The sequence below is a fragment of the Algivirga pacifica genome, assembly GCF_039543525.1.
Classification (GTDB): Bacteria; Bacteroidota; Bacteroidia; order Cytophagales; family Flammeovirgaceae; genus Algivirga; species Algivirga pacifica.
Window position 1 is genome coordinate 158,826 of sequence record NZ_BAABJX010000024.1, and the last position, 18,905, is coordinate 177,730.

At 41.0% G+C, this 18,905-nt stretch carries 13 protein-coding genes; 4 read left to right on the top strand and 9 right to left on the bottom strand.

Annotated features, from left to right (window positions below; translation table 11 throughout):
* Positions 1-6: 6 nt before the first annotated feature.
* A complete protein-coding gene (locus ABD985_RS08395; protein WP_345370861.1) occupies positions 7-339 on the bottom strand; it encodes a hypothetical protein in 333 nt (110 codons plus the stop codon).
* Between the two features lie 56 nt (positions 340-395).
* Positions 396-2,171: an ABC transporter ATP-binding protein gene (locus ABD985_RS08400; RefSeq protein ID WP_345370862.1), complete on the bottom strand. Its 1,776-nt coding sequence runs from the start codon at positions 2,169-2,171 to the stop codon at positions 396-398.
* A gap of 487 nt (positions 2,172-2,658) precedes the next feature.
* Here ABD985_RS08400 and ABD985_RS08405 point away from each other — a divergent pair, with 487 nt between their 5' ends.
* Together ABD985_RS08405 and ABD985_RS08410 are read left to right on the top strand one after the other, a co-directional pair.
* Positions 2,659-3,732, top strand: a complete 1,074-nt coding sequence (locus tag ABD985_RS08405) for a Glu/Leu/Phe/Val dehydrogenase dimerization domain-containing protein (protein WP_345370863.1) — start codon at positions 2,659-2,661, stop codon at positions 3,730-3,732.
* A gap of 218 nt (positions 3,733-3,950) precedes the next feature.
* Positions 3,951-4,691 carry a segregation and condensation protein A gene (locus ABD985_RS08410; protein ID WP_345370865.1) on the top strand — a complete coding sequence of 247 codons (741 nt, stop codon included), beginning with the start codon at positions 3,951-3,953 and terminating at the stop codon, positions 4,689-4,691.
* Positions 4,692-4,964: 273 nt separating this feature from the next.
* Here ABD985_RS08410 and gyrA read toward each other — a convergent pair whose 3' ends face one another.
* A complete protein-coding gene (gyrA, locus tag ABD985_RS08415; RefSeq protein WP_345370867.1) occupies positions 4,965-7,505 on the bottom strand; it encodes a DNA gyrase subunit A in 2,541 nt (846 codons plus the stop codon).
* A 460-nt stretch (positions 7,506-7,965) separates the two neighbouring features.
* On the opposite strand from gyrA, the gene ABD985_RS08420 reads away from it, so the two are divergent.
* Complete coding sequence (locus tag ABD985_RS08420) at positions 7,966-11,049, top strand: protein O-mannosyl-transferase family (protein ID WP_345370869.1); 3,084 nt, start codon at positions 7,966-7,968, stop codon at positions 11,047-11,049.
* Positions 11,050-11,144: 95 nt separating this feature from the next.
* Here ABD985_RS08420 and pabB read toward each other — a convergent pair whose 3' ends face one another.
* From pabB to ABD985_RS08450, 6 genes are all read right to left on the bottom strand, one after another.
* Positions 11,145-12,461: an aminodeoxychorismate synthase component I gene (gene pabB / locus ABD985_RS08425; RefSeq protein ID WP_345370871.1), complete on the bottom strand. Its 1,317-nt coding sequence runs from the start codon at positions 12,459-12,461 to the stop codon at positions 11,145-11,147.
* 245 nt (positions 12,462-12,706) lie between these two features.
* Entirely contained in the window at positions 12,707-13,315 is a 609-nt protein-coding gene (locus tag ABD985_RS08430) for a MiaE family protein (protein ID WP_345370873.1), read from the bottom strand.
* Between the two features lie 131 nt (positions 13,316-13,446).
* Positions 13,447-15,264, bottom strand: a complete 1,818-nt coding sequence (gene mrdA / locus ABD985_RS08435; protein WP_345370875.1) for a penicillin-binding protein 2 — start codon at positions 15,262-15,264, stop codon at positions 13,447-13,449.
* Positions 15,265-15,351: 87 nt separating this feature from the next.
* Entirely contained in the window at positions 15,352-16,404 is a 1,053-nt protein-coding gene (locus tag ABD985_RS08440) for a vWA domain-containing protein (RefSeq protein ID WP_345370876.1), read from the bottom strand.
* The gene (locus tag ABD985_RS08445; RefSeq protein WP_345370877.1) at positions 16,397-17,290 is read right to left on the bottom strand and encodes a hypothetical protein; all 894 of its coding nucleotides are present in this window, start codon (positions 17,288-17,290) and stop codon (positions 16,397-16,399) included. The genes ABD985_RS08440 and ABD985_RS08445 overlap by 8 nt, the downstream gene beginning before the upstream one ends.
* Positions 17,291-17,336: 46 nt before the next feature.
* A complete protein-coding gene (locus ABD985_RS08450; protein WP_345370878.1) occupies positions 17,337-18,209 on the bottom strand; it encodes a DUF58 domain-containing protein in 873 nt (290 codons plus the stop codon).
* A gap of 207 nt (positions 18,210-18,416) precedes the next feature.
* Here ABD985_RS08450 and ABD985_RS08455 point away from each other — a divergent pair, with 207 nt between their 5' ends.
* Positions 18,417-18,785 (top strand): DUF4296 domain-containing protein, encoded by a 369-nt coding sequence (locus ABD985_RS08455; protein WP_345370879.1) that lies wholly within the window; start codon positions 18,417-18,419, stop codon positions 18,783-18,785.
* Positions 18,786-18,905: the final 120 nt, after the last annotated feature.

Sequence of the window (18,905 nt, forward strand, 5' to 3'; positions counted from 1 at the left end):
AAGTCTTTATAGGTAGGTTCGAAAAGCCGCAAAAGGACGACGAGACAAATAGCTTAAATCTTTTTCCTGTTCATAGGCTTCCCGCTCAAAGCAGATATTACGATAGGCTTCATAACGATTTCTGTACTTCCACAGATTATAATAGTAGTTAAGGAGATAAAGCACATAAAAAGGAATCACGAGTAATTCCCGTTGCTGACGGATATGAATATACTCGTGATTCATAATGACAGGATCTGCCTTTATTTTTTTGTCTCGAACGATAATGAAGGGGTAAAGTGTAATTCCTAGTATTCCCCAAAGGTTACAAAAACGCTTACTTACAATAACAATTGGCATAGTATAGGGCTAAGTTGATTGGTTATCGCTAACAAGCGATAACCAATCAATAATTACTATTCACGCTCAGTAGCATGCTTGTACTGCACCTCATATAAGTTGGCATAGAAGCCTCCTTTTTGCAATAACTCATCGTGAGATCCTACTTCCTTGATCTCCCCATGATCTAATACAATAATCTTATCTGCATTTTTGATGGTTGCCAGACGGTGAGCAATCGCAATAGACGTTCTGCCTTTCATCATACGCTCTACGGCTTTCTGAATCATCTCTTCCGTTTCGCTATCTACAGAAGAAGTTGCTTCATCCAGAATCAAGAGCTTTGGATCATACACCATTGTTCTAACAAAAGAAATCAATTGTCTTTGTCCAACCGATAAGGTCGCCCCTCTTTCCATCACGTTATAATCCAGCTGTCCTGGCAACTGCTTAATAAAGGTATCTGCCCCAACCAATTCAGCTGCTTCCATGATTTGCTCATCGGTAATATCCTTATTTCCTAAGGTAATATTTTCTCGTATAGACGAAGAGAATAAAAATACATCTTGCAGTACCAACCCAATATGTCCCCTCAAGCTTTCCAGTTTATAACTACGAATATCTTTCCCATCTATATAGATATTGCCTGACGTAATTTCATAAAAACGATTAATCAGATTAATAATCGAGGATTTTCCAGCCCCCGTAGCGCCAACAAAAGCAATAGAGTCTCCTGCTTTCATTTCAAAGGAAACATCTTTTAATACCTTTGTTTCTCCATCATAAGCGAAATGAACATGATCAAACTGCACTTCTCCTTTCATATCCTCCAATAGCTCTGTTCCTTCATCTTTAATGAACTCCTCTGTATCCAATATTTTCAAGACACGGTCAGAACTTACAATCCCCATCTGTAGGGTGTTAAAGCGATCTGCAATCATACGGATAGGACGGAAAAACAAGGAAATATACATAATAAAGGAAACAAGAACCCCTAACGTAATTTCTTCATTCAACACTTCTCTAGCGCCATACCACACCAATAGACCTGTTCCTGTAGCAGCAATCACCTCTGCTACGGGGTAGTAAATAGAATAATACTTTACTGTGCGAAGTTGTGCTTTCTTATGCTCTATGTTGATATCCTTAAACTTATCGTATTCTCTATCTTCACTATTGAAGATCTGTACGATATTCATTCCCGTAATATGTTCCTGAACATAAGTATTCAGGTTGGACACAGCTGTACGTACTTCGTTAAAAGCATCCTTTATTTTATTCTTAAAGATATACGTTGCTCCGATCAAAATCGGTAATGTCGCTAAACTGACCAATGTCAATCGCCAATCGGTATAAAGCATTACAGCCAAAATGAAGAAAAGCTGCAATAAATCGCCCATCAAAGCTGCGAGTCCATTGGTAAATACTTCCGAAAGTGTTTCAATATCAGATACTGCACGGGTTACCAAACGTCCTATAGGTGTTTGATCATAGTAACGCAGTTTTAGTTTTAATAAGTGCCTATACAAAACCACTCGCATATCCCTAATCACATACTGCCCAATCCAACCTGAGAGGTAAGTATGTGAAAACTGTACCAGTGATTGTACCAATGCCATCGCAATCAATAAGAGGGTCATTTTCCCTAAACCATCCAGATCACCAACAACGATATAATTATCAATAGTTTGTTCAATTAGGTAGGGTCTAACTGGAGCTAATACTCCCAACAAAACAGTCAAAAAAACCAGTAAAGAAAAATGCCCTGTGTAGGGCTTAATAAATTTGGAGATCCTTTTAAGGACCTGCCCGTCAAATATATTTCCGCTATTGTGAAATTCTTTCGAACTCATAGAGTTTATATCAATGGTTGAAGATGTTATGTATCATGAGGTACTGTAGCACCTAACATCAAAGTATAACAAAAGTACAAAGGTATTGTTCAGGAAGGGATATATCATGAATTCTTATAAAAAACTCTTTGAATAAGCCCAAACATAAAAAATAGTGTACTATTAACACTTTAATTTTTAATAAATATATATTTCGATAGTACCGCCATATTTAAAACATTCATTCTTGTACATGATGTTAACCAATACTTTTCATTTAAAAGTCCTTCCATTACCAAAAAATCAACCAAATCTACTTTACTTCCTTTAAAAAAGGAATGCAATAAAAATGGAATATTTCAATTACATTTGTTCACCAATTCTTGTTAATCATTCGGTAATCAAGGGATTACCATGATCTGGTATTAATCAAAATCACCGAACTGCGGCAAGGACTTACCAACTAAATCAAAGCAAACTTAATTGCCGCATTAAAGCGCACTATACAATGGAAGACGTATCTGTATTCGAACAAGTGTCGGACATGGGACACGAGCAAGTGGTTTTCTGTCACGACAAAGCCAGTGGACTAAAGGCTATTATCGCCGTACACAACACTGTACTAGGTCCTGCCCTAGGAGGTACTCGTATGTGGATGTATGAAAACGAGCAACAAGCCTTGAACGATGCCCTTCGTTTGTCAAGAGGCATGACGTTTAAAAACTCTATTGCTGGTCTTAACCTTGGAGGAGGAAAAGCAGTAATCATTGGCGATGCACGTAAACACAAAACAGAGGCCCTTCTAAGAGCATACGGTAAATTTGTTCGCAATCTGAATGGTAAATATATCACTGCTGAGGACGTAGGAATGAACTCTAGTGATATGGAGCATATTGCTGCAGAGACCAAGCACGTGAGTGGTATGCCTGAGTCCAGGGGAGGACTAGGGGACCCATCTCCATTTACCGCTTATACGACCTATATGGGTATGAAAGCTGCCGCTAAAAAAGCTTACGGTTCAGACTCTCTAGCAGGAAAAAGAATCTCTTTGCAAGGCGCAGGACACGTTGGAGAATTCTTGATCCAACACCTTGTAAAAGAAGGTTGTGAAATCTTCGTTTCTGATTACTATGAAGATCGTGTAAAAGAAGTTGTAAGCCAGTATGGTGTAAAAGGAGTAGGACTAGATGAAATCTATGATCTAGACGTAGACATCTATTCTCCTGCCGCTTTAGGAGCAACTGTAAATAACGAAACGTTATCTCGTCTGAAATGTGATATCATCGCAGGATGTGCCAACAACCAGCTTGCTGATGAGAAGTTACACGGGGATCTTTGTACTGAAAAAGGAATCATCTATGCTCCAGACTTCCTAATCAACTCTGGTGGTGTAATCAACGTATACGCAGAAGTTATCGGAGCGGGTACTGATTGGACAAAATACAAATGTGAGCAGGTTTATGACCAAACACTAAGAGTATTCAATCAAGCAGAGGAAACAGGTAAGAATACACAAGAGGTGGCGATCGATATTGCCAAAGAGCGTATTGACAGCGTAGCTGGTATTAAGGCTACTTTCTAATCGGAGAGTCCTCTATATATTGGAAGCACTACGGTCCATTGCGACTGTAGTGCTTTTTTTGGTGATTGGTGATTGGTGGTGACTACCTTAATAATAAACGGTCGGGTGCCCACAAGGGGCACCCTTTTACCTTTTACCTTTTACCTTTTACTTTTTAATCCTTATTTTCACGCCTTTAGTATTCAGGAGAGTTTCCTTTTTCACCTTAAGCATTCGGTATGAGCTTCGAGATTAAAATTCCACTTTTTGAAGGGCCATTTGACCTCCTTTTATTCTTTATTCAGCGTGATGAGCTGGATATTCATGACATTCCTATCGCCCAAATCACCAATGACTTTTTGGGTTATATTGAGCAATTGGAAAAAATGGAGATGGAGGTAGCCAGCGAGTTTATTCTTGTGGCTGCTACACTGATGCGTATCAAGGCTAAAATGCTCCTTCCAAGAGTAGAAGTGGATGAGGAAGGCAATGAGATTGACCCAAGGGAAGAATTAGTCAAACACTTACTGGAGTACAAGAAATATAAATCCGTACTGGGTATTCTGGAAGAATGGGAAGAGGGGATGCTACAGCGTGAAAAAAGAGGTAATATTCTAGAAGAAGTCCATAAACTGGAAGAGGCTCGTGGGGTAGAAGCCGAACTACAAGACGTTGATTTATATAAAATGCTTAAGGTCTTTCAACGCGTTATGGAACGTTTTGAGGTTGCCCAAAATCGCCCTAATCACGAGGTGGTTCCTTACCCTTATACACAAGAAAACCAACAGCGGCGTATCACAGCACTTCTTTCTTTCAAATCTAAGATATCCTTTAAGGAGTTGATTATGGAGGAATTCAATAAAGTATCTGTGGTCTTTAATTTCCTTGCAGTATTGGAACTCCTATCAATGGGTGAGATTCGAATTGAAGTGGGAGAGGGGTATAATAATTTTGAAATATATCCCATTGAAAATAAGTAGCTTTTTAATTTTCAATGATTAATTTTCAATTTTCAATTTTCAATAAAAAGTAAGGGGAGCCACTTGATGGCTTCGTGAAAAGCTGAAAAACAGTCAAGTATTACTTCTATACAGTTAAAGGAGAAAGGATGAAGGAATAATAGCCTTATACATAGGTGTTAATCCTTCATCCTTTCTCCTTCATCTTTTTTCGGGGTGACCACAAGGGTAGCCCTTACTATCTTTTTCTTACGCCTCGATTGTCGGGCGACCACAAGGGTCGCCCTTACTTATCTAGGCTTCTGTATTATCATTTTCTTCTGAGCCAGTCGCTGGATTCACTTCTGTAGAAGCTTCTCCATCCACTACTTCAGCATTTTCAATAAGCTCTTCAGTGATTCCTGCTACCTTCTCAATAGAAGAGATTTGGTCTGCATCATTCAGGCGAATTAGTTTCACACCTTGTGTTGCTCTACCCATTACTCTCAACTGATCGACTGCGGTACGGATCAGGATTCCCTGACGTGTGATAATCATCAAGTCATCTCCATCAACTACACCTTTGATGGCAACCAAGCTACCGGTTTTCTCCGTTACTTGAAGGGTTTTTACCCCTTTACCACCACGGTTTGTGATACGATACTCATCCAACGCTGAACGCTTACCGTAACCATTTTCAGAAACGACCAATAGGGAAGTATCCTCATCTGCTCCTACACAAACCATACCTACTACACGGTCATTCTCTCCAAGGCTGATGGCTCTCACCCCTGTAGAAACACGTCCCATAGAACGTACCTTCTCTTCGTTGAAGCGAATCGCCAGTCCAGAGTTTGCCGCTACGATTACATCATGATTACCATCCGTCAAGGCTACATTCAATAGTTTGTCTCCCTCGTTGATGTTAATCGCCATGATACCGTCACGTCTTGGTCTTGAGTAAGCCTCCAGTACCGTCTTCTTAATCACCCCTTTCTCCGTACACATCACCAAGTATTGGTTATTGATGTAGTCTGGGTCATTCAGGTTCTTCACGTTGATCACTGCCTGAATCGTTTCCTCAGGTTTAATCTCGATCAAGTTCTGTAATGGACGTCCTTTAGAAGTCTTACTTCCTTCAGGTAAACGGAATACCTTCAACCAGTATACCTTACCCGTATTCGTAAAGAACAATAGGTAATTGTGGTTGGTCGCAGAAAATAAATGCTCTGTATAGTCATCCTCCTTGGAAACAGCTCCACGAGAACCAACACCACCACGTCCTTGCTGTCTATATTCTTTTAGAGGCGTACGCTTGATGTATCCTTCCTTAGAAATTGTAATCACCATTTCCTCATCCGGAATAAGGTCTTCAATCTCTAAGTCATCCGCATTCATCTCAATGGTAGAACGACGCTCGTCACCATATTTTTCCATTAGTTCCAATAGCTCTTCCTTGATCAGCGCCATACGCTTCTCCTTGCTTTCCAACAAGTCTTTCAAGTAAACTACTGTTTTCGTTACCTCATCGTGTTCAGACTGAATTTTCTCAATTTCCAGACCTGTCAGACGTTGTAGACGCATATCCAGAATTGCTCTTGCCTGAATCTCCGAGAAGTCAAAACGCTCAATCAGTCCAGCACGTGCAATATCTCCATCCTTAGAAGAACGGATCAGTTCAATTACCTCATCCAGGTTCTGTAGGGCTTTCAGATAGCCTTCCAAGATGTGTAATCTTCTTTCTGCCTCATCCAGTTCAAACTGTGTTCTACGTACCACTACCTCATGACGGTGATCAACATAATGTCTGATCAAGTCATACAAGTTCAAGGTCTTCGGTTTCCCGTTCACCAAGGCTACGTTGTTAATACTGAATGCTGTTTGTAGCTGAGTGTGTTTGAATAGGGTATTCAAAACCACATCCGGCATCGCATCTTTTTTCAACTCATAAACGATACGGATACCTTTACGGTCAGACTCGTCACGAATTGCGCTAATGCCTTCAATCTTTTTATCGTTTACCAGCTCAGCCGTCTTCTCAATCATGGAAGCCTTGTTGACCTGGTAAGGAATCTCAGTCACGACGATTTGCTCGCGACCTGATTTAGTTTCCTCAAAATGTGACTTGGCACGCATCACTACACGTCCACGTCCTGTTTCGTACGCCTTCTTTACACCATCATATCCGTAGATAATACCCCCTGTAGGGAAATCTGGAGCCTGAACATACTCCATCAGCTCACTTACGGTCACCTCTGGATTATCGATGTAAGCCACCACACCACCAATAACCTCTCTCATATTGTGTGGCGCCATATTGGTCGCCATACCTACGGCAATACCTGATGCTCCATTCACCAAAAGGTTAGGAATCTTTGCAGGCAATACCGACGGCTCTTTTAAGGAGTCGTCAAAGTTAGGGGTAAAGTCTACCGTATTTTTCTTAAGGTCCGCCAGCATCTCACTAGAGATCTCTTTCATACGAGCCTCCGTATAACGCATTGCAGCTGGGGAATCTCCATCAATGGAACCGAAGTTACCCTGCCCATCTACCAATGGATAGCGCAAAGACCACTCCTGTGCCATACGTACCATAGTATCGTATACAGAAGAGTCACCATGAGGGTGGTACTTACCAAGTACCTCACCGACAATCCTTGCCGATTTCTTGTATGAACGGTTATAGCTTAGTCCTAATTCTGACATACCATACAAAACTCTTCGGTGTACGGGCTTTAAGCCGTCACGTACATCCGGAAGTGCTCTGGAAACGATGACCGACATTGAATAATCAATGTAGGCTCCCCTCATTTCGTCTTCGATATTAATCGAGATAATGTTTTCTCCTTCTGCCATCTCTTGTTATATAAGTTTTCGAATTCTCTGCCAAAGGGTGGCAATTTCGTGATGTTACTTCCAAAAGTCCTATTAAGAATCTTCCGCTTTTTCTATAGAAAAAACACGGAATGTCCTAACAGTAAAAAAAGGCCTTTGAAGAGCCTCTTTTTCGCTAAATAATAGAGATGCAATTTACAAAAATAGGCCGCAACAACCAACTAAAATCTTACACTAAAACGGTGATTTAAGGGAATAATGGTAAAGGTTTTTATGGGAATAGTTCTACTTGAAAACCTGTTCATTTATCTTTAACATTTTTTAATGAAGCATCCCGCTTCCCCTTTGATTATTATTGCATAATGAATAATAAATTGTAGTTTACTTTTTCGATATAGGACCTCCATTAAAAATCATTGGATCTATGAAAACAACGACCGAGCAACCGCCTTTACAAAGCGATCGCTCCAACCATATACTTATGAAAACGTTTAAAACCTTCAACAACCTCACGGGGTGGGCCGTATTTTTGATCTCGCTGATCGTCTATACCCTCACATTGGAAGAGACCGCCAGCTTCTGGGATTGTGGTGAGTTTATCGCCGTATCCTACAAACTAATGGTACCACACCCTCCGGGAACACCTTTTTTTCAGCTAATTAACCGTATGTTCTCCTTCCTTGCTTTAGGAGATACATCACAAGTAGCTTTTTGGGTCAATTTCTCCTCCGCATTTTTCAGTGCCTTGACGATTATGTTCTTGCACTGGACCATTGTCTTATTGGGAATGAAAATTATCCCTGCCTCTTCAGAAGGCTATAGCAAAGGACAACGCTTTGCCTTGATCGGCGCAGGCTTGGTAGGAGCATTAGCCTATACGTTCTCTGACTCTTTTTGGTTCTCAGCAGTAGAAGCAGAGGTATACGCCATGTCTTCTTTCCTAACGGCCTTTGTTTTCTGGGCTATTCTAAAGTGGGAACACATCCACACAGAAGCAGCCTCTAACCGTTGGTTGATCCTGATCGCTTTTGTCATTGGTTTGTCTATGGGGGTTCACTTATTGAACCTAGTAGTATTGCCTGCAATGGCGATGATTTACTATTACAAGAAATATCCTAAAGGAGACTGGAAAGGGTTAGTGATCGCATTAGGTATTGCAGGCGCTTTGATCCTGATCCTAATGATTGGTACGATACAAGGATACCCTGCCATGACCTTCTGGTTCGATAAATTGTTTGTCAATACTTTTGGCGCTTCATTTGGTACGGGTGGTTTAGTATTCACTGTTCTTTTGGTGGCTGGAGTTGTTTATGGAATCTATTATTCCCACCAACAACAAAACCCTACGCTGAACACTATCTTCCTGAGTATTGCATTTATTCTGATTGGATACAGTACGTATGCGCTTATCCTGATCCGTTCTAACCAGCAAACACCTATCAACGAGAATGCTCCTGACGATCTTTTGAGCTTTGTATCTTACCTGAAGCGTGAGCAATATGGTGATCGTCCGTTGCTTTACGGACGTAACTTCACGGCCAGTCCTTCGGGATCAGAGCAAGGAGCGCCTGAGTACCGTCAAGCAAAGAGAGGGGGTAATGACTTCTACGAAGTATATGATTACAAAAGCTCTCAAGAGTACGATGCGAAAGACAAAATGTTACTTCCTCGTATGTATAGTAAGCAGCCCGGACACGATCAGTTGTATCAAAAATGGGCCAACCTTGCACCAGGAGAAGCGCCAAAGATGGCTGATAACCTATACTATATGATCCGTTACCAAATTGGTCATATGTATTTCCGTTATTTCATGTGGAACTTCTCTGGTAGAGCAAGTGACTATAAGGATGCGGAATGGGTAAGTATTTTTGATACACTAGACACTGAAGAACTTCCTTCTATTATTGAAAACAATAAAGGAAGAACCAACTTCTTTATGCTTCCTCTGATCTTGGGGCTATTAGGTTTCTTCTTCCAAATGAATAAAGACAACAAGTCGTTCCTAACGACGCTCATGTTGTTCTTCCTTACTGGATTGGCCTTGGTACTATACCTGAACTCCCCTCCAGTAGAACCAAGAGAGCGTGACTATATCTATGTCGGTTCCTTCTATGTATTTGCGATCTGGATTGGATTCGGGGTATTAGCCCTGTATGATACCTTAGGTAAATTCCTAAAAGGGGCTTCTCCATATGCCGCTACTGCACTAGGGTTAATTATTCCAGTAGTCATGGCGACACAAGGATGGGCGAGTCACAACCGCTCCGACCGTTTCCACTCTATTGACCAGGCTAGAAACACCCTGGCTAGTTGTGCGCCAAATGCCATTCTATTTACTGGGGGAGATAACGATACCTTCCCATTATGGTATGTACAAAATGTAGAAGGCTTCCGTACAGACGTTCGTGTAGCCGTATTGAGCTACTTCAGCACAGACTGGTACCTGGAGCAAATGAGACAGAAGCAATATGAGTCAGAGCCATTACCTCTAGGTATGGATCAAGAGACTTATCGTGCTGGAAAGAACGAGTATATTCCTTTCGTAGGAGAGGATAACAACGGAGCGATGAATACGGAGATCTACCTACGTCTATTAGACAAGGATGATCAGCGTGTACAAGTAAGGCTATCCGATGGCTCTAACACAGGAATGCTACCTTCCAAGAACTTCTACCTGGATATTGACCAGCAAAAAGTACTGGACCTAGGATTTATTCCTGAGAACAAGAAAAATGCTGTCGTAGACCGTATGGTATGGAAGCTAAGAGATGGTAAGCGCCATATCTTCAAAAATGAGCTTGCTTTACTGGACCTTATTGTCTCCAACCAATGGGAGCGTCCGATCTACTTCAACAACACGTCTGCTAATACCCTAAGCATGGATCTTCGTCGCTACATGATGATGGAGGGTATGACTTACCGTCTAATGCCGGTACAGACAGAATTTGACGGGGACGTAGGAGAAGTAAACACGGATCAAATGCTGGAAAACATCAAGAAATTCCAGTTCCGTGAGCTAAACAACCCGGACGTTTACTATGACGAGGAATACCGTAAGTTCGGTGCCAATACCAGAAACAACTTCTTCCGTCTAGCGGACAAACTTTACAGAGAAGACCGCAACGAGGAAGCATTAATGGTAATGGATACCATCTTGCATTATATCCCGGATGAGACTATCCCATACAGCTTCTACGCACCAAGATATATCGATTTGTATCACCGCCTGGATGAGCATGAAAAGGCTGAAGAAATCGCTAAGGTAATCAGTGACCGCGCGGTAGAAGCCATCCAATATGTCAATAAGACGTATACCGCTGACCAAAGTATACAGCTTATGGCACAGAGAGGACAGATGATTATCCGTCAACTAGCGGTATTATACCAACGCCGTGAACAAGAGATTCAGGAGCAACTGAAGATATACCAAGCGCAAGCGGATAAAGTAATCAATTCGGAAGGAAGTCAGTTCCAACAAGATGTTGATCTACTGCAGAAGCAACTAGATATCTATAAAGCTAATAAGGAAAAGTATATTAAGCTTTATGAAGAGGTCGCTCGATAGACTTACTTGATTTCCTTTGAAAGAAAAAGGGGCTTTCTCATTTTGAGAAAGCCCCTTTTTTATGGTATGGCCGCGCCAGTGGCGCGGCCATACCTTTATTCACCTGATAATACGGTACGAATTGCCTTTGCTTTTAACAAACACTCCTCATACTCTTTCTCAGGACTCGAATCAATCGTAATCGCACTTCCAATCTGAAAAGATAGGTATTCCTTTTCCTGATTATAGAGAATACTTCGAATCACAACATTAAAATCGAAATCTCCCTCTGGTGTGATATAACCAATCGCACCAGAATATAGTCCCCTTTTGGAGTGTTCGTAACGTTCGATCAATTCCATACTCATCACCTTAGGTGCTCCTGTCATACTTCCCATTGGGAAGGCAGCCTTAATCGCCTGTATCGGATGAATATGATCTTGCAATTCCCCCTCAATACTAGAAATCATCTGATAGACCTGTCGGAATCCGTAGATCCCAAAAAGCTCCGGTACTTTTACGGTACCGATCTTACAGGTACGGGAAAGATCATTACGCACCAGATCAACGATCATCATATTCTCGGCGATCTCTTTCTCATCGTTTCGAAGTTGTTCTTTTAAACGTAGATCTTCCTCCTCCGTCTTGCCTCTACGAATCGTTCCTTTGATTGGTTGGGAAAGTAAACGAGCACCCTCTTTTCGGATAAATCGCTCTGGGGAAGCCGATAATACAAAATGCTCTCCCAACTGCAGGTAAGCCGAAAAGGGCATAGGGGAAACCTCATTTAACTGTCGATAAACAGAAAGGGGATGTATTTTGGCTTGCTCTGCAAAAAACTCCATACAAAAGTTCAGCTCATATACATCTCCTTCAATAATATGTTGCTGAATTTGCTCTACCGTTTGTATATAAGTATCTCTGGAAACCTTCTGTTGAATGGCTAAAGGCTCTATAGGTTCATTACTCTTTACTTCCGTCAGTTCTATTTGGTGAATCACCCATCCGGCATCATGCTCTTCTGCCTTCAGTACCTCTACTTCCTCATCTGTAAAGCGAAGTAAATAAGTCGGCTCATAAAAATAAATATCAGGCAAGGCTACGTCATCCGTATTATTAGAAGATAATAGCTCCACCTCATTTTTGAGATCATACCCCCAATAGCCAAATAGCCAAGTTTTACGTTGTTGATGGAAACGTTGTATGGATTCAAAGGATTGCCCCGTTTCTATAGGACAACGTCTATATTCTCCTATCGCCAATAAAGCCTGAAAGCCTCCTTCCGGATAGGGAATTTCATTATTGTCTAGCCAAGTACATACGTTATGGGAAGAGGCCCATTGCAAGGCTCTTTGCCTGAACTCTTTTAAAGAAGAAGGACGATAGGTCAGTAATACCTGATCTTGTCCGGATGATTGATTAAAAGAAACCATGGAAGGTAAGAGGTAAAAGGTAAGAGGTAAAAGGTAAGCGGGTTAGCAGTGTGACGGTTTGTCACACTAAGAGCTTGTTTGGAATACTGATTCAGAAAGAAAATTCCTCTAATCGCTATTCAAATCAACTCATATTTTCATCAAATAGAACCACTATTATCTTCAAATCTGACTCGATTTGAACAGGTTATAGAAATTTTCTCTATCTAAATCAGTATTCCAAACAAGCTCTAAAAACATATTGATTACCCGTGAATACGGTCTCCTCTGGTTTCCAGGTTCTGAATAATCTCTGCCTCAATCTTGAGCCACTCTTCCCAACGAGCATCAACTACAGCTCTATCCTCATACTTACGAGCCAGATCAATAAACGTCACATAGTGCCCTGCTTCAGAAACCATTAGCTCATAGTAAAACTTCTGCAGTTCCTCGTCGCCAATATTTTTCCATAGGAGTTTGAAACGCTCACAACTTCTGGCTTCAATTAAAGCCCCTACCAATAGACGATCAATCAGATTTTTCTTTCGATCTCCCTTTCGGATATGTTGAAAAAGTTTGTTCACATATTCATCCTTGCGCATTCTACTTAGGGAATAGCCTCTTTTGTTCAACTGCTCAATCACCCGCTCAAAATGATTCCATTCCTCTGCAACAATAGGGGTAAGGGTATCCACCAGTTCTTTGTGATCAGGAAAAGTCACAATCAATGAAATACAAGAGGACGCTGCCTTTTGCTCACAATAAGCATGATCCACCAATATTTCTTCAATACTAATTTCTGCAAGGTTAACCCATCGAGGGTCTGTAGGGAGCTTCAGATGAAGCATATGGCCTTGTGCGCTCAACTCTTCCATTTCTATCTATTTTCAATATTCTTACTCAGTCTCTTGATATAAGATCTATAATCAAGAGACTCAGCACGTTTAATTACAATTTTGCGCAAAAATAATGAAAATATTTTCCCTAAAAAATGAAAGAAGAGAGGTTACTCTTCCTCATCAACTAAAATCTCTGCATTCAGGACATATTGCTCTAACCAATCACGATCTACCTGCCCCTTCAGGTATTTTTCCATTACCAAACTGGCAATAGGAGCAGCCCAGGTTCCTCCAAAGCCGGCATTTTCCACATAAACGGCAATGGCAATCTTAGGATCATGTACTGGTGCAAAAGCCATAAAAATAGAGTGGTCTTTTCCATGTGGGTTTTGGGCAGTACCTGTTTTACCTGCGATAGGAATATCATTCATCATGGCCAATGGAGCCGTTTTTACACCTGCCATAGCCCTAGCAGTATAATCAAAGTATGATCGATCAATACTTACCCTATTCTTCTCCTTATAGATTTCTTTAGGGCCTTTTCCTCCCACATCTTTGATAATATGTGGCGTATAATACCATCCACGATTAGCAATTGTAGCAGCTAGATTTGCTAATTGTATAGGCATAGCCAATACCTCTCCTTGTCCGATACTGATAGAGTAGATATTACTAATCTTCCATGGTCTGCCTCCATAAGCACGAGTATAGAAATCAGGCCCCGGAACCAAGCCTCCCTTCTCAAAAGGCAAATCGATTCCCAATCTTCTTCCCAAGCCAAATTCCTGTACTTTCTCTTTCCAGTGACTTAGGCCATAATGCAGATCTTCCTGAGCATCGACTTTCTTGTCTTGCAAAATGATTTTTCTAATTGCCTTATAATACCAAGGGTTACAAGAATGCTGTAACGATCCCGCAATACTTAATGGAGAGGGGTGTGCGTGGCACTTTACACGTTCTCCACCACACACAAAACGTGTATAAGTGGTATCCAGAACACCTTCCTGCATACCTATCAAAGACATAACTGTCTTAAATGTTGATCCGGGAGGGTAACGGGACTGCATCGCCCGGTTGAATAGGGGGTTTCCTTTATTCTTAAGAAGTGTACTATAATTTTTAGATACTTTTCGACCTTCTCCCGTCAATAAGTTGGGATCATATGAAGGTGCTGACAACATCGTTAAGATCTCTCCAGTAGAAGGTTCTATAGCTACAATTGCCCCTCTCTTGTTTTGCATCAATTGCTCTGCGTATTGCTGTAATTCCAAATCAATGGAAGACACCAAGTCAGAACCTGATTCTGGCAATTCATCATAAGCACCATCCTTGAACTTTCCTTTCACCTCCCTACGGGCATTCTTCAGCACATAGTATACTCCTCGCTTACCTCTCAGCTCCTGTTCATAGTAGCGCTCAATACCACTACGGCCAATCAAATCTCTTTGCTTATAGTATTCTGTTGTGTCGCTATCCAAAAATTCTTTGGTCACCTGCTTCACATAGCCCAATACGTTGGCCAAGCTTTGATGAGGGTATTCCCGTATTGTTCTCGGTTCTACAGATAATCCTTTAAAGCGAGGTAAGTAATCCTGTATTTTAGCAAAATCTTCTTTCTTCAGCTGCTTGACAAATAAATAAGGTGCGCTGTAAAAACCCCTTGCCCTGGCATCAGCAATGGTATTTCGAATATCTTCTACAGTAATATCAAATAAGTTCGCTAGTTCTGTGGTGTCCGCTGGTCCCAACTCCATCTGGTTCAGCGTCATCATAATATCAAACACAGGAGCATTATTCACCAGAATACGGCCATCACGGTCATACACCATCCCTCTCAAGGGTCTCGCCTCAATCTTACTCAGAATATTACTATCCGCAATTTCCTTGTAGTCCTCACTAAATACCTGAATATTCATCAGTATAAGGGTGTAAGCGATAAAAATTATCGAAAATCCCCCTACAATATACCATCGTCTTGCTCTCATAGCTATGTGTAATGCTCCTTAAAAGCCTATAAATTAATGGAAAAGAAATCCACCTATACTAAAAAAATCACTGAAACAGGAAAAAGTTTAATCTTCCAGTACATTGGTCATAAATGTACTCTTGGTCAGTAACCAAAGAAAAAGGAAGATCGCCCCAAATACCATGTAGATACGATAAAAATCTTGTACCTCCTTGTACTCAAACGTCTTGACTTCTGATTTTTCGTACTCATCAATTTTTGAGAATACAGCCTGCAATGCACGATTATTGGTCGCTCGGAAATACTGTCCCTGTCCAATTTGTGCGACTGTTCTCAAAGTTGTTTCGTCCAAACGTTGCTCTACATAACGAGGCATTCCAAAAATATCCCTACCGTAAGGTACTTTCCCTTCCTTACCTACACCAATCGAATAAATCTTTACCCCTTCATCGTGGCATAGTTCTGCCGCCGTTGTAGGGTCTATACTTCCGGCATTGTTATCTCCATCACTTAATAACACAACTACCTTGGATTTGCTTTCGGATTCTTTCATTCGGTTCAATGCCACTCCCAATGCTTCTCCAATGGCAGTACCTCCCTTCTCTATCATCTCAAAGTGGATATCACCCACCAGTTCCTCTAATAGGCTATAATCTACGGTTAGTGGAGCGTATGATACGGCTTCCCCTGAAAAGATGACCAATCCGATACGGTCATAACTACGTCCTTTGATGAAACCTTTCGCTACTTCCTTTGCGGCTTCCAAACGATTGGGAGTAAAATCCTCAATTTTCATGGTTTGAGAAATATCCATTACAAGGATAATGTCAATCCCCTCCGTCTTGCTTTCCACTTGTTGAGAAGTTTTTTGCGGACGAGCCATCGCTATCAGCCAGCAAGCCAAAGACAACATCAAGAATAGGAAAGGGATATATCTCAATAATGCTTCTTTACTTTCTCGAATCCCTTTACCGGGTAAAGCCACTTCCAATTGCTGACGATAACTATATTTCATTAACCATCTCAACACCCACAATAAAGGAATAAATGGTATCAGGTAAAGAAAGTAATGAAAGCCCCATTCAAAATCTGTCAACGTTCCATAGGAAAACCAATGAGGGCTCAACCAATCCCAAGAAAATTCTGTATAATTATTCATTGCTCACCTCCCTTAATTTAGTCTCAAAAGTTTGTGTTGCGTATGTGTCTAGTACCTGCAAGGACTGCTCCATCTCTTCTGTTCCCTTTCCTGCATAAACCACACGATCCAGGGAACGCAATGCCGTATGCAACTCCTCATTATCAATCAACAACGCCATTTCCTTAGTCGTATAGCTTTGTACAGGCTGATGCATCAACTTCCCTAGGAATACCTTCCAGTTTTTCACTTGTATTTCTAATTGCTTGTGATCCAATGCCCCAGATACCTTGAAGTGTTCTCGGAATAAGGCATACTCCTTTCGCAATTTTCTCTTCTGATTCCAACGCTGTATCGTAGGCCACATAAACACCAGTAACAGTCCTAAAAGTAAAATCACCCCAAAAAGAATACTTCCCCAAAGCAAGTAATTGAATGATTGTGCTACATGAACCTGTTGTGTATTGGAACGAATATTCTCTGGAGAGACTGTAGTGGTATCCGTCAATACTGCTTGATAAAATAATCCATCCTTTTCCGGATAAACCATTTCATCTACTCCTTTCTTATTGACCACAATGGCCGGCAAAGCCAGCTCTAGCACAGAGTCCATTTCGAAAGTAGTCAAGGTATATACCACACTATCTTTGCTGATACCTCCCTCAGAGCGGGTCGGAAAAGCCTGATGGCTGACATACTCATAAGGAGAGTAATCATACGTACTGTCCGGAAAAAAGACTTCCATGGAGGAAGGGTGTTCAAAGGAAAGCACATAGGATACCTCTTGCCCCATCTGTATACTATCTCCAATGAAACTGCCTACAGGAAGCGACTGCTCCTGTGCCTTCAAGTTGGTCCATGTCAGAAGACAAATCAAAAAAAGTCCTAGTAGTTTATTGTTTATCATGACAAAAAGTCTCGTAGTTATAACGTGGTCAGTTATACAACCTCCATTATTTTTTTACTTTATTTCGAATCTTAAAGAGCTTAATCAAGGCTGGAATATAATCCTCATGGGTACTTACTTTCAGGTAGCTCCCATTATTCCTGACAACCATATTCTCCAGTTCATTTTGCTTGTCACCATGGAAAAAATCCATCCTTTTCTTGAAGCGGTCCGAGGAGGTATTCACCCACACTTTCTTACCGGCTTCTTTATCATACAAAGGTACAATACCTAAGGCAGGGAAGTTATTCTCTCGTTCATCCACTACATGAATCACCACCAAGTCATGTTTTCGTGCAATAGCCTTTAGGTTGTAGTCATATCCTTCATCGATAAAGTCTGAAATGACAATAAAGATGCTTTTTCGCTTCACCTGCTGCAACGCAAATTCCATGGCTTTGGAAAGATTAGTTCTCAAGGAAACAGGGGTCAGTTTAAAGATTGCACTGATAATCTCATAAGCATGCTTAATCCCCTTGTTCGGCTTGATGAACTTCTCCTTTATATCGGAAAAACAAAGTACGCCCACTGAACTGGCTTCCTTGATGGCAGATAAAGAAAGGACACCACAAATTTCTTTCATGATATCGACTTTTCGCTGCCCATCCTTTCCGATTTCCTGAGAAGCACTCACATCCAGAATAAAAAATATGTTTTGTTCTTTTTCCTCCTTGAAGGTTTTGACAAATGTACCATGCCCCTTTGCTGACACATTCCAATCAATATGCCTGACATCATCTCCATATTGATAGGCACGTACATCATCAAACTCCAATCCAGACCCCTTGAATACAGAGTGATAATCCCCTTGCATATGGGAGTTAATCGCCTTGCGTATCCTAATCTCGTATTTTCTCAGTTTACTGATTATCTCTTTCATGGTTCCAATGAATGCCTGTCTGCAAAAAATGATCTTGCATTACTCCTGTAACAAGGTCGTAATGTCTCTTCTCAATTCACCAAATTTAAACCAATGAAGAGGATATGAATAGTACCAAAATTGATTTAACACATTTTAACCGCCCTTGAATCAAGTCATTCCCCAAAAATACTTTTGTACTAAAAGTAGAATAAATATTTTTGACGCATGAAGAGGAGCATTTTATATTTGATCACCTTTGGGCTAATGTTGTCAGGTTGTTCATCTGAGCAAAAGCCTGCCCCTCCGGCTGAGCTCATCAGCAAGGAGAAAATGGCTGCCATTATTACCGACATGTATATGCTGGAAGCCACTGTTGCTGCCAGAGGCGTTAAGAAAGATCAGGGCGTTGCCTTGTATGCAACACTACGAGATTCTTTATACCAAGAACATGCACTGGATACTGCTGTTTATCGCCAAAGTTACACCTATTACCTTGAAGACGGGGAATCCATGAAAGCGATCTATGAGATGGTCACGGATACCCTCAACCAACGTAAAGAAAAGGCCGAAAAATCCAGGGTGAAGATGCAGTAATCCTTTTACGTTTTCAAGAATGCAAAAAAATCATTATATACCGCCACAAGCTATTAGAAGGATACTACCTTTTGATCGCTTGTGGCTTTTCTATTGAAAATTTTAAGACTATTTATATTT

Bases quoted from the DNA above. Each gene is read 5' to 3' on its own strand.
- ABD985_RS08395 (WP_345370861.1), bottom strand. From the start codon at position 339: ATGCCAATTGTTATTGTAAGTAAGCGTTTTTGTAACCTTTGGGGAATA.
- ABD985_RS08400 (WP_345370862.1), bottom strand. From the start codon at position 2,171: ATGAGTTCGAAAGAATTTCACAATAGCGGAAATATATTTGACGGGCAG.
- ABD985_RS08405 (WP_345370863.1), top strand. From the start codon at position 2,659: ATGGAAGACGTATCTGTATTCGAACAAGTGTCGGACATGGGACACGAG.
- ABD985_RS08410 (WP_345370865.1), top strand. From the start codon at position 3,951: ATGAGCTTCGAGATTAAAATTCCACTTTTTGAAGGGCCATTTGACCTC.
- gyrA (WP_345370867.1), bottom strand. From the start codon at position 7,505: ATGGCAGAAGGAGAAAACATTATCTCGATTAATATCGAAGACGAAATG.
- ABD985_RS08420 (WP_345370869.1), top strand. From the start codon at position 7,966: ATGAAAACGTTTAAAACCTTCAACAACCTCACGGGGTGGGCCGTATTT.
- pabB (WP_345370871.1), bottom strand. From the start codon at position 12,461: ATGGTTTCTTTTAATCAATCATCCGGACAAGATCAGGTATTACTGACC.
- ABD985_RS08430 (WP_345370873.1), bottom strand. From the start codon at position 13,315: ATGGAAGAGTTGAGCGCACAAGGCCATATGCTTCATCTGAAGCTCCCT.
- mrdA (WP_345370875.1), bottom strand. From the start codon at position 15,264: ATGAGAGCAAGACGATGGTATATTGTAGGGGGATTTTCGATAATTTTT.
- ABD985_RS08440 (WP_345370876.1), bottom strand. From the start codon at position 16,404: ATGAATAATTATACAGAATTTTCTTGGGATTGGTTGAGCCCTCATTGG.
- ABD985_RS08445 (WP_345370877.1), bottom strand. From the start codon at position 17,290: ATGATAAACAATAAACTACTAGGACTTTTTTTGATTTGTCTTCTGACA.
- ABD985_RS08450 (WP_345370878.1), bottom strand. From the start codon at position 18,209: ATGAAAGAGATAATCAGTAAACTGAGAAAATACGAGATTAGGATACGC.
- ABD985_RS08455 (WP_345370879.1), top strand. From the start codon at position 18,417: ATGAAGAGGAGCATTTTATATTTGATCACCTTTGGGCTAATGTTGTCA.